Annotated in this window: 7 protein-coding genes; 4 read left to right on the top strand and 3 right to left on the bottom strand. The window is 60.2% G+C overall.

Going from position 1 to position 15,802, the window contains the following annotated elements; all coding sequences use genetic code 11:
* Positions 1-365: RNA 3'-terminal phosphate cyclase (locus ABX749_RS03915; RefSeq protein ID WP_372894847.1), on the bottom strand; the 365-nt coding region annotated here is incomplete at its 3' end.
* A gap of 136 nt (positions 366-501) precedes the next feature.
* Positions 502-2,007: an RtcB family protein gene (locus ABX749_RS03910; protein ID WP_372894846.1), complete on the bottom strand. Its 1,506-nt coding sequence runs from the start codon at positions 2,005-2,007 to the stop codon at positions 502-504.
* A 187-nt stretch (positions 2,008-2,194) separates the two neighbouring features.
* On the opposite strand from ABX749_RS03910, the gene rtcR reads away from it, so the two are divergent.
* Together rtcR and ABX749_RS03900 are read left to right on the top strand one after the other, a co-directional pair.
* Positions 2,195-3,817, top strand: a complete 1,623-nt coding sequence (gene rtcR, locus ABX749_RS03905; protein WP_372894845.1) for an RNA repair transcriptional activator RtcR — start codon at positions 2,195-2,197, stop codon at positions 3,815-3,817.
* 397 nt (positions 3,818-4,214) lie between these two features.
* On the top strand, positions 4,215-7,331 hold the full coding sequence (locus ABX749_RS03900; RefSeq protein ID WP_372894844.1) for an organic solvent tolerance protein OstA: 3,117 nt from the start codon (positions 4,215-4,217) through the stop codon (positions 7,329-7,331).
* Positions 7,332-7,460: 129 nt separating this feature from the next.
* Here ABX749_RS03900 and cutA read toward each other — a convergent pair whose 3' ends face one another.
* On the bottom strand, positions 7,461-7,787 hold the full coding sequence (gene cutA, locus ABX749_RS03895) for a divalent-cation tolerance protein CutA (protein ID WP_372894843.1): 327 nt from the start codon (positions 7,785-7,787) through the stop codon (positions 7,461-7,463).
* A gap of 223 nt (positions 7,788-8,010) precedes the next feature.
* Here cutA and ABX749_RS03890 point away from each other — a divergent pair, with 223 nt between their 5' ends.
* Positions 8,011-8,463, top strand: a complete 453-nt coding sequence (locus ABX749_RS03890) for a bacterioferritin (RefSeq protein ID WP_145220602.1) — start codon at positions 8,011-8,013, stop codon at positions 8,461-8,463.
* A 667-nt stretch (positions 8,464-9,130) separates the two neighbouring features.
* The gene (locus ABX749_RS03885; protein WP_372894842.1) at positions 9,131-15,361 is read left to right on the top strand and encodes a hypothetical protein; all 6,231 of its coding nucleotides are present in this window, start codon (positions 9,131-9,133) and stop codon (positions 15,359-15,361) included.
* Positions 15,362-15,802 lie beyond the last annotated feature (441 nt).

Below are 15,802 nucleotides of genomic sequence, written 5' to 3'. Positions count from 1 at the left end.
GTGGACGGCTCGCCGGCGGAGGCGAGCGCCGGCAAGAGGGTTTGCGCGACCAACGACGTGCTGCCGGCCGTACCGACTGCGAAACGAAAGTCACCGCCACGGAGGGTTCCGGGAGTGAATTCCAAGACGGAGGACCGAAGCTGGTCACCGCTGACCGCTGCGCCGCTGACTTCGGCCGCGGCGCGGACCGCGGTCAGGTGTTGGCGCAGCAGCCCCGGTTGTTTGCGGCCGGCGCGGATGTTTTCCAATCGGATCGGTGTCCCGGTGACAGCCGACAGCGCAAGCGACGAACGGATGATCTGGCCGCCGCCCTCGCCTTGGGCGCCGTCGATGGTGATGCGAGATTGGGTAGGTGATGGAGTCATGTTTTCTATTTCGGGGACGTGACGTCAACCAGTCACGTGTCATGTTTGGTGGTTCATCACGCGCCGCTCGCTAACGCGTCCCGCTGGCACTACCAGCACGTGGCGTCAGCCAGTGGCGCGTCATGACCACTCTTCCTCAGTCATCCGCCTTACTGGCGTCCTTGATCACAAAGCGAGCCTTCAATCGAGCGACCTCGCTGGCCAAGCCCGCTTGCTTGACGCTGGTGAGCACTTCGTTGAAATCCTTGTACGCCGCCGGCGCTTCATCCTTGGGATAGAAGCGGCAGTTGCTCAGGATATCGTGATCCTCCAACTCCGAATCGATCGTCGATTGATCCAGCGTTCGCTTGGCTTGCTTACGTCCCAAGATCCGTCCGGCTCCGTGGTTGACGCTGTAACACGACTTCTCGGCTCCCTCGTCAGCCACCATCACCGCCGATCCGTCGCGGGGATTTCCCGGCAGCAAGATCGGATGCCCCGACTCGGCAAACGGAGTTCCCGCCAACGCATGATGCCCACCGGGAAACGCCCGTGTGGCTCCCTTGCGGTGAACCCACGATGGAACGTTGTCGATGATCTCCTTTCGCGCGATGTTGTGGCTGATGAAGTACACCAGGTCACCGGTCGTTCCCGGAATCACTTCCTGGAACGCTTCCAGTACGAGGGCATTGATCAACAAATGGTTCACGGTGGCGAAGTTCGCTCCGAGCGCCATGTCGTCCAAGTAGCCGTCGGCTTCGTCGCTCCCCAGTGGAGCGTAAACCAACTGTCGGTCACCGGCCGGCAACGGAATGCTCCAGCGGCTGAACTTCTCTTGCAGCGTCTTGAACTGACCCGAAGCCAGGTTGTGACCGAATCCCCGAGACCCGCAATGCGACAGGAATGCAACCTTTCCGTCCCGCAGCCCGAAGGTGTCGGCAACTTGCTTCGACCGATCGTCCGCACCGACTTCAACGACTTCGCATTCCCCGAAATGGTTTCCGCCACCATAAGAACCGAGCTGAGTCATCTTTTCGGCAAAGTTCGTCATGTGCCGCTGGGTCAGCAACCAATCCAATCGCGACGCCAACGCCTCTTGCGTGTCATCATGGCCGACGTGAAACGAATCTTCGCAGCGGTCGGCCCATCGGATTGGGATGCCCAGTTGCTCACAGACCGCTTCGCTGGCGCCTTCGATCACCGCCTTCATGCCCAGCGACCGATTCACGCGTCGTCCATTGGAAACACTGCGCTGCCCCTTTCCGGCACCGGTCGGCGTACGCTTGCAGATCGCCGCGATCAGCGCTCGACGGACCGTTCGATCTTCGATTACCTCGGCCGGAACATCCAACTGCAGCAAACTCATCGAGCACTTGATGTCGACGCCGACGGGTCCGGGATAAATGTGCGACGGCGAAACCATCACGCAGCCGACCGGGGCACCATAACCGCAGTGCGCATCGGGATTGAGGACCAGGTCCGTCACTCCCGGCGCGGTGCGGGAATTGATCGCTTGCTGAATGCACAACTCGTCAAAGGTCTCGCGGATCGATGCGGTTCCGATCACCCGGATCGGCGACGTCGTTTCGGTCGGCAGGATCGCGGTCGCTTCGCCGGTTGCGATCATGGGCACGGTCGATCGGGGGTGGGACATGGTCGTCATGATGATTCCTTGCGTGGGTGAATTCGTTTCGTGGCTGCCAAAAACGAAAAGCGAATGCCGTGCCGAAACCTACAGAAAACCCGCAAGTCGTTCCTTGAAAACGCCTTACGTGAAATCTTGAAATCTAGCCACGCCCGACCGCTGGCTGAATAACGATCTTTCTATCGCGTGTTCTATAATTTTGTCTATGAATAAGAAACTCGTCGTCATCGGATTGCTGGGAACCAAGCTGGACCACGTCTCCAAGCGGAAAGACCGCTGGCAGCAGTGGAGGCCGACCGTTGCCGCCTGCCAACAGCCCGATCTGCTGGTCGATCGGCTCGAACTGCTGTTTGACCGGCACAACACGTCGCTGGCGAGCCGGGTCGCCGCCGACATTGAATCGGTTTCGCCCGAAACGACTGTTCAGCTCCATTCACTGGTGATGAATGATCCCTGGGATTTCGAAGACGTCTACGCGACGCTTTACTCGTTCGCCCGCGACTATCCCTTCGATACCGAGCGAGAGGATTACCTGATCCACATCACCACCGGCAGCCACGTCTCACAAATCTGTCTGTTCCTGCTGACCGAATCGCGGCACCTTCCCGGGGCGTTGCTGCAAACGTCTCCGTCGGGCCGCCGCAACGGTCCCGGCGATCCGGCCGGGATGCACCGAATCATCGATCTGGATCTGTCGCGCTATGATCAACTGGCCAAGCGTTTTCAACAGGAACACCGCGAAAGCCAATCCTTCTTGAAAGCCGGCATCGAAACCCGCGACGAGCGTTTCAACGCCCTGATCGAGAGAATCGAACACGTCACGACCGCAACCACGGCGCCGATCCTGCTGACCGGCCCCACGGGCGCCGGAAAGACGCAACTCGCCAAGCGCATCTTTCAACTGAAACGAAATCGCGATCTGGTGGCGGGCGAGCTGGTCGAAGTCAATTGCGCGACGATCCGAGGTGACCAGGCCATGTCGACGCTGTTCGGCCACAAAAAAGGTGCCTTCACCGGCGCCGCGACCGATCGCCCGGGCCTGCTGAAGGCGGCCGACGGCGGCGTCTTGTTCCTGGACGAAATCGGCGAACTCGGCCTGGACGAGCAGGCGATGCTGCTGCGGGCGATCGAAGAAAAACAGTTCATGCCCGTCGGATCAGATGATTCGACGTCCAGCGACTTTCAACTGATCGCCGGCACCAATCGCGACCTCACGGCCGATGTCGCCGCCGGCAGGTTCCGGGAGGATTTGCTAGCACGAATCAATCTCTGGACGTTCCATCTGCCGGGACTTGCCGAGCGCCGCGACGACATCGACCCCAACTTGGATTTTGAACTGGCGCGGTTCGCCGAGTCGGCCGGCCGCAAGGTTTCGATGAACAAGGAGTCGCGAGCGCGGTTCCTGGCCTTCGCCGCCGATCCGGCGACCACCTGGCGAGGCAATTTCCGCGACTTGAATGCCGCCGTCACGCGAATGGCGACCCTGGCAATCGGCGGGCGCATCGGCATCGAACAGGTCGATGAAGAAATCGCACGACTGCGCGACAACTGGGGTGCCGGCCGCACCGAGCCCGGCGACAACGATCACCAAACCGTGCTGGCGAGCCTGCTGCGACCCGAGCAAATCGATGACATCGACCACTTCGACCGCGTCCAACTGGCCGAAGTGATTCGGGTTTGCCGACGATCGAAATCGCTGTCGGCCGCCGGCCGAGAGCTGTTTCAAGTCTCCAGGCTCGCCAAGCAACGCCCCAACGACGCCGATCGGCTACGCAAGTACCTCAGCAAATTCGATCTCCGCTGGGAACACATCCAGTCCAATTGCTAGCAACAAGTGGCGTAAGCTTCCAGCTTGCGAACAGTGGCGTAAGCTTCCAGCTTGCGACCCCCACAAGCGCCAGCTTGCCCGTGGAGTAAGCTTCCAGCTTGCGAGCCGTGGAGTTGACGCTCGCGAAGATCGCGAGCAAAGGCAAGCTAGAAGCTTACCCCACTTGGTGGCTGAATTGGCAGGTTGTGCTTGTGACGAATCGCTGGGACTTCGTAGGATCGCGGCATCGACCACCGGTGAACGTACGCGCCGGTGGCAAAACCCCTCGTTGCACTCGATCCCGACACGCAATTTGGCCGGCACGGAAGCCACTGCCGATTCGCACCGACCGACCGCCCGGAAACCGACCGAGCGGCACGGCCCTCGGCCTGCGCCCCTGCGGCACCGCCGGATTGGCTTGCTATTGTGTACCATCACCCTGCTCTGGGCATGCTGGGCTACGATCGACTCGGTCGCCGCTCCCCCGGAGTCTGAATCGATCCGCGCCAGCGGCCTCACGATTTACCGCTGGCAGATCGATGGCGCCGAGGCATCGCTCTTGGAAGGCGACTGCGTTTTGCGTCACAACGGACAAGAGATCCAGGCCGATCGCATCTTGATCGTCAGCGATGGTCCACGCGGCCGCGTTCGCAATCGGCTGGTGATCGAAGGCCGTGTGCGTCCCGACGGCAGCGTCGATCCGACGCCACGAACGGCGACCTGGACCACGCCCCGCGACCCTTCGGTCCAGGCCCCCAATTATCGCGGCAAGCCGGCACAGCGTCCGTTCCTGCTGGAATTCCTGCCGCTTGATTCCATCGAGGCGGTGGGAGCCACGCCGCAGCGAGCGGAGTCACCGGTCGGCCAGGTTCAATTCACCCAGCCGGTTCCAGATCCCGGCGTGACCGGTGGAAGCTCGACGATCCCGTCTCCGTCGCTGGCCCCCACCCTGGCTCCGCCGACCAACACGCTCGCGCCGCTGCAACCGCTGCCGCCGTCGGGCGGACTTCCGCTGGCTGTCGACTCGCCGCCGCCGATCGTGTTTGAAGACGGCGCGACCACCGGCGGGACGCAGTTCTTTTTCGGCGGAGGCAGCAAGAGCGTCGAGATCGATGCCCGCGGTGCCTCGCACCCACCGATCATTGATAGCGTCCTGCGTCCGGAAACGAACGAACAAATCATTCTCGCGCGCGGCGGCGTGACGATCCGTGTCCGCGACGTCTCGGCCCAGTTCGACGACGGCCGCTTCATGAATTTTGGCACCGTCACCATCTCCGCCGACCGCGTCGTCGGCTGGCTGCCGAACTTGTCAAACGTGTTCGACGGCTCGACGGACCTGTCGGCCGCCGAAGGCGAACTGTATCTCGAAGGCGACATTGTGTTCCGTCAAGGCGACAATGTGATCTACGCCGATTCGATGTTCTACAACGTCACCCGCGAAACCGGGATGGTGCTGGACGCCGAAGCGATCACCACGGTTCCGGAATACCAGGGCGTGGTGCGATTAAAAGCCGAAGTGCTGCAGCAAGTCGCCCGCGGCAACTATCGCGCGTTTGATGCCGCCGTGACCAGCAGCCGGATGGGTGTGCCACGGTACTGGCTGCAGAGCGAACAACTGGAATTCTTTGAACGGACACGGACGCTGATCGATCCGCGCACCGGATTGCTGGTCGCCGACAAAGATCCGTTTGTTCGCAGCAACAACAGCTTTGTGTTTTTGGGCGGGATCCCGATCTTTTACTGGCCGCAGTTTTCCACCAGTTTAGAGCGCCCCGTCTTTTATGTGACAGACATCAAGATCAACAACGACAGCAACTTCGGCACCCAGGTGATGCTCGACTGGGACGTCTTTCAATTGTTCGGCATCGACAACGTGCCCAAGGGCGTCGACTGGGAAATCTCCACCGACTACTTGAGCGATCGCGGGCCGGCATTCGGCACCCACTTGGAATACAACCTGCCGGGACTGTTCAGCATTCCAGGCCGCACGCGCGGCGTGCTGGACGTGTGGGGCATCCGTGACAGCGGGCGCGATCGGCTGGGACTCGATCGGCTTTCCTTGGCACCGGAAACCAAAAACCGCGGCCGGGCGTTGCTGCGTCACCGACAACAACTGGCCAACGATTACGAATTCATCGCCCAAACCGGCTGGCTGAGCGATCGCAATTTTCTGGAACAGTATTTGGAAAACGAATGGGACAACGACCCCGACCACGTCACCGGGCTCCGGCTTCGCAAATACCACCACAACCAGCTCTTTGATCTGGCGGCGAACGCTCAGGTCAATGATTTCTTTCAGGAAACGGAGCGGTTGCCGGCGCTGAACCATTACCTGTTCGGCGGCTCGTTTTTGCAAGAACGATTGACGTGGCAGATGCACAACCATGCGTCGTACTCCAAACTGAACGTCGCCGATGCCCCGGACGACCCGGTCCAGGCGGCGAACCATTTCCCCTTGCCGGGCGAGGTTGCCAGCGGCGGAGTGATCGCATCGACACGCCAGGAGCTTTCAATCGGGCTGCCGGTAGGCCCCTTTAATTTCCGGCCCGTCGCTTCGTTGGAAGCTGCACATTACGGCGAGGCCGCCGACGGCCAATCGCTGACGCGACTGCTCGGTCAGGCCGGGCTGCAGTTGAACCTGCCGATGGTCCGCATCGACCCGACGATCCAAAGCAGTTTGCTGAACATGCGCGGGCTGGCCCACAAGCTGGACTGGACGGCGGAATACTGGTACGCCGACAGTGACACGGACCTGGACGAATTGCCGCTCTACGATCGACTCGACGACAACGCGCAGGAACAATTTCGCAGACGGTTTATCGGCACCACCTTCGGCGGCACACTGCCCAGCGAGTTCGACCCAAGAACGTATGCGTTGCGTCAGGGGATCCAGCGCGGGGTGAGCAGCCCCAGTGACGTGATCGCCGATGATCTGCAGCAATTGCGACTGGGGCTGCATCAACGATTTCAAACCAAGCGAGGCCTGCCGGGCCGCGAACGGATCGTCGACATCATCCAATTGGACTTTGACACCATCCTGTTCCCGAAATCCGATCGCGATAATTTCGGCGAAACGGTGGGACCGACGACCTACGATTTTCGCTATCACCTCGGTGACCGCTATTCGATCTTAAGCGACGGCTACATCGACTTCTTCGACGGCGGCTTGCGTTCGATCAGCGCGGGGTTGCGGACCAGTCGGCCCGGTGTCAGCGACACGTACATCGGACTGCTTTCACTCGAAGGCCCGATCAGCAGCACCGTGCTTCGCACGACGTACGACTACCGCATGAACGAAAAATGGATCTTCTCCGGCGGCATGACCTATGACTTCGGCAACACCGGATCGGTCGGACAGTCGTATGGCTTGACACGCATCGGTGAGTCCCTGTTGTTGCGGGTCAACCTGAACGTCGACACCGGGCGGGACAACGTCGGAGTCGGATTCCTGATCGAGCCGCGGTTCTTTGCCCGCAACCTGGGCAACATCGGCGGCGGCCTGATCCCACCCCCAGGCATCGAAGGCCTCGAATAAAGCGGCCTAAGCCGCCAAGTGGCCTAACCTTCCAAGTGGCGTAAGCTTCCAGCTTGCGACCCCCAAGTGGCCTAAGCTTCCAGCTTGCGACCCCCGCAAGCGCCAGCTTGCCCGCCCCCTTCCCCTCCCTCACCCCGTCTGCTCGTCCACCCACCGCGCGTAGTCACGATCCACGTCCACACTCCGCACGGTCACGATTTGCGGAACCTCGTACGGATGCAACTGGCGCAACACCTCTTTCAAACGAGTCTGTTGCCCGGCCGACGTCTTGATCACCAAGCGATACTCCGTTTCGCAGCACACGCGTCCGTCCCAGCAATAGTGACTTTCGATCGGGCCATCGATCTGGACACAAGCCGCCACGCGCCGCTCCAGCAAGGCTTGGGCAATCGTCCGAGCCTGTTCCTGTTGGGAAACGGTGGTCCAGCAGACCAGAACGGTGGGTGCGTCGGTCATCGTTTCGTCGCTCGTGAAAGGCGGGTCCTTACTTGAGACGCAATTTCAACAAAACGCTCCCATCCTGGCAAGTTGTCTCGAACGATTCTCAACAAGACGCGTGCCGACCAGCTGATTTAAAAATTTTGCGACGCGTTGCATTAAATATCAGTTGCCGGAAACCACCTTCGAGCGCTATGGTGAATGATTCAACGGACATCCATCCCCAACTGGAGAAATACAAATGAGTCACGAAGCCGTCATCGCGCAATTGAACGAATGCCTGAAACACGAATGGACGGGTGTCGCACAGTACTCCCAAGCGAGCTTTATCGTCGAAGGCGTGTGGCGTGAAGTGTATGCCAAGACCTTCATGGAAAACGCCGAAGAATCATTCGGCCACGCGAAGCTGGTCGGCGACAAGATCGTCGCACTTGGTGGGGTTCCCGCCGCGACGCGGAACGAGATCAAGCAGACCCGCGACTTGCAAGAGATCTTGCAGAACAGTCTCGAATTCGAGTCCAAGGCGGTGGAGATGTACACCAAAGCGTTGGAGTTGGCCGAAGGCAATCGCCCGCTGGTGATCTTCCTGGAAAACATCTTGGAAGAGGAACAAGAAGGAGTCGACGAGTTCACCAAGCTGCTGCGCAACAGCGAGACCAGTGTAGCCGCCAGCGTCGACAGCAAGACGGCGTAGCATCGGGCAGACCGGTACGGCATGCGTTGCGTGTTGTTCCCAGGCTCCGTCTGGGAACGCATGGCAGCGCCGATTCGATCCAGCGATCGACCATCGGCGAACCAACCGGTTGAGCCAATCTTCCTACCGCCAAAATCTTCCTACCTCTGCCCCCAGCCACCATTTCCCCGTCCAGTCGTTGGGAGCCAGGGGACCGATGGCAGAATGATTCGGGGCAGAACGGTGGGAAAGATTTTGCGCGGGCCAAGCGGAGCCTGGGGACAAGGGCCGAAAGGCCAGGTTTGCAGCCATTTGTCACGCACAGCGTGACCTCCATCCGCTTCAAAAGTCCCGGCGGGCATCCTGGCGAGCGACACGAGCGTCTCACAGCGTCGATTTCGCCGAAAATTCTTCGTTTCTCCTAAGAAATCGGCACGACCTTCGTCGTTCTCAGCGGCTACGTTAAACCGTCAGGCGTCCCCGTCGCCGCTCGTCTGCTTCTTGGTGTTCCGAATCGAGCTATCGGTCCCTCTCCATCACTTCCGGGTGATCTGTCATGCTGCCGCAAGATCCAAACCAACTTCCACGTCGCTCCGCCATCCTGCAAGGGCTCACCCTCTGTGTGGCCACCTGCCTGGTCTTGGCCGGACTAATCCCCACAAATGTTATGGCTGCACCGATCGGATTGATGGAACGATTTGCGCTGGCAGACGACCGCGAGGCGATTCTGGCGGAGTTGATCCCCGGCAGTGACGACTATTTCTTCTACCACTGCTTGCATTACCAAAACACGTCCCAGCTGGATCGTGCCGAGGCGATGTTGAAAGACTGGTCGGCCAGCCGCAAGGGATCGTTGACGGCATTGATGCATTCGATGACCGATCGTCAACGGCTGTTGACCTACGATCGATCGCCCAAACAGACGATCGATTACTTCGTCAATCGACTGGGCATCCAACTCAACCACGCGCCGCCGGCCAAAAAAGGCACCCGTCGCTTCCCCAGCGAGTTGGGCGGCAACTTCATCAATTCACAGCAACTGGTCAAAGACTCGTTGCGTGACAACGTGCCGCTGTCCCCGATCGGAATGCAGATCGCCGCGGATTGGTACCTGAACGGGAATGCGAACCAGACCCAAGTCTCGTTGCACGATTTTCTGAAGCGGGTCGACGGTTCGTACCTGAAGGGTCTGGACCAGCTTGTCATCGCAGAATTGAAATCACGCCCGGCACGGGACCAACGTTTCGGTGATTTATCGGCTCACCAGTTTCTGACCGCGGGCGAACTGGACAACGTCGGCCGCAGCGTCGCGGCGGTTACCGACGACAACGCCTTCGTCAACGCAAAACTGCGGATGCTACGACCGAGTGCCGATGTCGACATCAGCCAACAACCCGATCAACGTCGCGAGTATCTGGTGCGTTTGGAAGCCTACGTGCGAACGCTTCCCGCCTCGTACAACTCACTCAAGGCGTCGGCCACCTATCGCTTGCTGGAGGCCAACTTGGCGGCCGGGATCTGGGACGTCGATCTGTTTCTGCGTTATCTGCAACTGCCGCGTCAAAGTCCACTGATCAGCCCCGTGCTCGCCCGCGCCGGATCGCGAGCCAACTTGAACGAGGACTTTTCCCAGATCGCGATCCTGCCGCCGATCGGCAACGAACAGATGCTGGTGGAAACTTATCTCGAACATTTCCTCCGCGACGCGCAGGATACCAATGCGTTCGAGCGTTACCTGCAGCCTGATTTCCTGCGGCGTGTGTTTGCACGGACGAAATTGATGGCCGGCGTTGCCAACCCACAACCGTTCTACGACATGTTGTCGGCCAGCGAACGTCGCGAATTGCGTGACAAAGTCCAACTCAGTTTCGCGCCAAACAACCCCGTCCGCTACGACGATCGACAACCCACCGAATTGCTCGTCGATGTCAAGAACATCGACAAACTGGTCGTCCGCATTTACGAGATGAATTCGTTGGCGTTCCATCGCACCAACGACGGTCGCTTGGACACCGACGTCGAACTCGATGGCCTGATCGCGACGCACGAGAAGACGATCGAATACGACCGACCGGCGATCGAGCGACATCGTGAAACGATCGCCATCCCCGAGGCGAGCGACCGTGGGGTCTGGATCATCGACTTGGTCGGTAAAGGGCTTCGCGCCCGCACGCTGATCCGCCGCGGTGACCTGCAAACGGTTCGATCCAACAACGCCAACGGGATGCAGATCACGGTCTTGGATGAGAATCGCAACCCGTTGCCGACGGCAAAGATTTATGTGGGCAACCAGGAGTTTGCCGCCGACGAAAGCGGGCGTGTCAGCTTGCCGATGGTCAATCAGGCGGTCGACCGTAAGGTGATCGTCAGCGATGGCAAGATTGCCAAGTCGATCAAGATTCGACAGCCCGACGAAACCTATTCGCTCAAAGCCGGTTTCTTTGTCGACCAAACGCTGCTTCAATCCGGGCGTACCGCGACGCTGCTGGTCCGTCCGCAATTGCGAGTGGGAACGACACCCGTCGACCCGGCGATCCTGAAAGAAGCGACGGTTCGGATCGTCGCCACGGATCTCGACGGCATCGAAACCAGCAAGCAATTCAGCGGGCTGGAACTGGATCAGTCAAAAGAAATGCAGCTCGATTTCCGCGTTCCCTCTCGGGTCGCCCGGATCGACTTTTACTTGTCCGGTCACGTGGTCGGCCTCTCGGACCGCCGACATCGAGAACTAAACGCCAGCCACTCCATCGAGATCGCCGGGATCCGCCGCACCACCCACACCGTCGATGCCTTCCTGACCCGCGACGGCGACAACTACGTGATCGAAACGCGCGGACGCAGCGGCGAAGCGATTGCCGGTGCGACGGTGCAACTTGAATTCGCCGTCGACATCGGCCAGGTCCGCCCCAGCGGATACCTGCAAAGCGATGACCGCGGACGGGTGCACCTGGGACAACTGGCTGGTGTGCGCCGCTTGTATTACGGGATCGCCAATCAGACCCAGCATCAGTTTGATCTGAAACTCAATCAACAGATCTGGCCTTCCGCGTTGCACCTGTCGATGGACGACGATTTGCGTCTGCCCTTGGTCGATGGCGCAACGGTCGACCAGTTTCGCTTGCTGGCGACGCGCGACGGTCAGAACCACGTCGACCACTCGGACCAACTGCGACTGGAAAACGGTTTTTTGGTTGCCTCCGATCTGCCCGCGGGGGACCTTCGCCTGGTCGACCGTCGCAGCGGTGATCAAACTGAAATTGCCGTCGTCCAAGGTCCCGCCATCGATCAGATCCTGGTCGGACAGATCCGGCACCGCGAGCAGAGTGTCGCCGTCCCGATCTCGATCCGCGACATCGATCGCAACCCGGACGGCAGCGTAACGGTGCAGCTGGCCGGCAACACCAATTCGGCCCGGGTCCACGTCGTCGCCTCACGCTACTTTGATCGACATTCACCGCTGGATGTTTTCCATCTGGGGATGCCGTCGCTGCGCGGTCGACAATTGTCGCTGGGGCGTTGCGGATACGTCAGCGATCTACGTTTGGGTGACGAATACGAGTACGTGTTGCGTCGGCAATACGCCGCCAAATACCCCGGCGTGATGCTGCCCCAACCGAGTATCCTGCTGAATCCGTGGGAAACCGAAACGACGTCCAACGAGAGCCAAAGAGCGCGCGACGGAGAAGTCCCCCCGCCATCAGCTGCGGCGCCGCGGGAGAGCGGGGCCCTGGCAGCCGACAGCGCGTTCGAGCACGACGGTGGTGCGGCTGCCAGCCCTGATTTCGACTTTTTGTCCGACGCCGGCGTGCTGGCGGCTAACTTGATCGCGGATGCCGACGGCCGCGTCACCATCCCCGCGGACTTGATCGATGGCATGCCGATCGTTCAGGTGATCGTGGCCGATCCGGCGACCGTGTTGCGACGAACGCTGACGGCGCCATTGACCGATGCCGAAACGGAAGACCTGCGACTGGCCAACTCCCTGCCCCTGGACCAATCCCTGTCCTTCGAGCGGGCCGTTTCGATCGTCTCGCCCGCTGATCCGCTCGACCTCGCCCAGCTCGGCTCGGCCCAGGTTCAGGTCTACGGAAACGTCGATTCTTTGATGACAATTTATCGGACACTGATCGACGACGCGCGGCTGGACGAATTCCAAGTGCTCGGTCGTTGGCACTCCCTGAGCACCGCCGAAAAACTCAAACACTACTCTGAGCTTGCCTGCCACGAATTGCATCTGTTTCTGCGGATGCACGATCGCGAATTCTTCGATGCGGTGATCAAACCTTATTTGAGCAACAAGAAAGAAAAGCAATTCATTGACCATTGGTTGCTCGGCAACGATCTGTCCGAGTACGCGACGCTTTGGAAATACCAACGTCTCTCGGCCGCAGAACGCGCCCTGTTGGCCATCCGCGTCCCGGCGCTGCGGGCCTCCATCCGCCGCGATCTGTTTGAGACCACGGCGCTGTTGAAAGAGGACTACAGCGCCAGCCGCAAACTGATCGAAAGCGCCTTGCGATCCAGCCGCATGTCGGTCTCCGGCGAGATGGTCGAAATGGAAGCCATGTACGAATCGATGGACATGGCCGATGGGCTCTACATGGACATGGACATGTCGATGGGCATGTCGGGAGGCATGGGTGGTGGCGAGGCCAAAATGAAACTTGAACAGGAGGGACGTGCCAGCGTCGCCCGTCGGCTCGGCCGCATGCAGAAAGCCGTGCCAGGCAACGCGATGATGTTCGGGGGCCGCAGCCTGGGGCTGGCAGCTCAACGCGCGTTCTACCAAGAACTCGACAGCACCAAACAATGGGCCGAAAGCCACTTTGATCGAGTCCGTGTCGTCGGTGGTCCGTCACCGATCGAACTGATTCCGATCAATGCCTTCTGGAACGAGCTTGCCAACAACGAGTGGACCGACGAGGCCTCTGTCCCGAACGTCTCGAAACACTTGCTCGAATGTACCAACAATCGACACTCCGCGCTGATCGCCTTGGCGATGTGCGGGTTGCCGCTGAAGTCCGGTGAAATCTCGTTGCCTTCCAAGCCCGAAACCGTCTATCGGCCGGAACATCCCGTCGCCCTGGTGACCAAACGTCTGCGAACGTTGAAGCCTGCCGACGCGGAGCCCGGCGTGCTGATCGGGCAACTGTTTCAGCAAGTCGACCAAAATCGCCGCGACGACGAAGAATTGCGAGAACCCGACCAGTTCGTCACCGGCGAAGCCTATCAGGGGCAAGTCGTGGTTTCGAACCCGACGGCGACTGAAAAGATCGTGGAGCTGTTTTGGCAAATCCCCGCCGGCAGCATCCCGCTGGCCGGCAGCCAAGTCACCGACAGCAAGACGATCAAGCTGGCACCGTTTGCCGTCTCGGCCATCGACTACAAGTTTTACTTCCCCGCCGCCGGCAAATTCGTCCACTATCCCGCGACCGTTTCCCAAGGCGAAACGCTGTTGGCCAGTGGCAAAGAAAAGACGTTCAACGTCGCCGAAGAATGGAACGATGACACGGTGACCTGGCAATCGATCGCCCGAGACGGCTCGGCCGCTGAAATTAAATCGTTCCTCGACCAAGCCAATCTGCATGAACTCGATTGGACACATGTGCTGCATCGGATGCGTGATCGCGACGTCTACGAAACCGTCGTCGATGTGATGAAACAAGCCCGATTGCCCGAGGCCGCGGTCTGGGCGTACGGTTTTCATCACGATGACGTGGATTCCATGCGTCGCTTCCTTTCGCTTCGCAACGACTTGATCGCACGCGTCGGCCCCTCGTTGGAGTCGACCCTGTTGACGATCGATTCGATCGAACAAGCCGCCTACGAACACTTGGAGTACGCGCCGCTGGTTCGCGCCCGAATCCATCGCTTGGGTGAAGTCGATGAGATTTTGAACCCGACCTTCCTAAACCACTACCAACAGTTCGTCCGTCGACTCGGCTTCCAAGCCGAAATCGCGGCCACCGAAAAGCTACCGTTGACGTACTACCTGTTGCTGCAGAACCGGATCGAAGAAGCGACGCAGTTCTTCGGCACGCTCAATCGCGAACAAGTCCCCAGTCAATTGCAACACGATTATTTGGCGGGGTACCTGGCACTTCATCAAGGCAACTATGAAGCGGCCTTGGAAATCGCCGGACGTTACGAATCCCATCCCGTTCCGCGTTGGAACGACCGCTTTGCCCAGATGGGATTGCACGTTCGCCAGCGATTCGAACTGATGGACGCCGGGCAACTCGTTTCGGTCGGTGACCCGAAAGCGATCGATGATGCCGGAGTTTCGCCCAAGGCTGCTGATCTGGCGATCGCCGACCGAGACCGGGCCAACAGCCAAGCGTCTGCGTCGGTCCCCGAAGTGATCGTCCGCGTCGAAGACGACACGGTTCGGATCGACCACCGTAATACCGACCAAGTCGACATCAACTTGTACGGCGTCGATTTGGAGCTGCTGTTCAGCAACGCCCCGTTCGCACGCGATGACCTGCAACGGATCGCGATGGTTCGGCCGACACGGGCCGACACCGTGACGATGAAATCCAAGACCGGCACGGCACGCTACCCGATCCCGGCCGATCTACGGAGCAAAACGCTGTTGGTCGAAGCCAACGTCGGGGCCTCACGAAACACGTCGTTGTATTACGGGGGTGAGCTGACGACCTATGTCAGTGAAGGCTTCGGGCAGTTGCAAACCACCGATGCCACCTCGCATCGCCCCGTCGCCGGTGCCTACGTGAAGGTCTACGCTCGCTATCCCGATGGCAGTGTCCGATTCTTCAAAGACGGCTACACCGACGGTCGCGGACGGTTTGACTACACCAGCATCAGTGCCGCCGATGCCAAAGGCGCCCAGCGGTACGCGATCCTGGTGCTCAGCGACGACAAAGGCGCCACCCTGCACGACGTCGCCGCACCGTAAGTGGTGGCTCGTTGGTGTCCAGCCTTCAGGCGCATCCCACTCGCTGCGAAGCAGCGAAACGCGAGGCGTAAGCCTGCACACCGGCACCCGTTGGTGTCCAGCCTTCAGGCGCATCCCGCTCGCTGCGGAGCAGCGAAACGAGCGGCTAAAGCCTGCACACCAGCACCCGTTGGTGTCCAGCCTTCAGGCGCATCCCGCTCGCTGCGAGGGACGTCGATTGTACTACTGAGCGACTTTTGGGGCAGGCACCGCTCTGCGGTGCACACCGCGGAGCGGTGCCACAACAAAGCCCGGAGTCGCGAAGCGCACTCCGGGTGGGGGCGCAGAGGATAGGGGAACCCCAGCGGGGTTCAACAAACGGCGCGGCACAATCCGGGGTGCGCAAACGGCGGCGTGAATCGGGCGAACCGTGTTGCTCTGTTCAACCCCGTTGGGGTTGGC

It is taken from the genome of Stieleria sp. (assembly GCF_041595215.1).
In the GTDB taxonomy this organism is placed as follows: domain Bacteria; phylum Planctomycetota; class Planctomycetia; order Pirellulales; family Pirellulaceae; genus Stieleria; species Stieleria magnilauensis.
This window is presented reverse-complemented; position numbering and strand designations above follow the sequence as displayed.

Excerpts from the sequence above, each read along its gene's own strand:
- ABX749_RS03910 (WP_372894846.1), bottom strand. The coding sequence starts at position 2,007 with ATGACGACCATGTCCCACCCCCGATCGACCGTGCCCATGATCGCAACC.
- rtcR (WP_372894845.1), top strand. The coding sequence starts at position 2,195 with ATGAATAAGAAACTCGTCGTCATCGGATTGCTGGGAACCAAGCTGGAC.
- cutA (WP_372894843.1), bottom strand. The coding sequence starts at position 7,787 with ATGACCGACGCACCCACCGTTCTGGTCTGCTGGACCACCGTTTCCCAA.
- ABX749_RS03890 (WP_145220602.1), top strand. The coding sequence starts at position 8,011 with ATGAGTCACGAAGCCGTCATCGCGCAATTGAACGAATGCCTGAAACAC.
- ABX749_RS03885 (WP_372894842.1), top strand. The coding sequence starts at position 9,131 with ATGGAACGATTTGCGCTGGCAGACGACCGCGAGGCGATTCTGGCGGAG.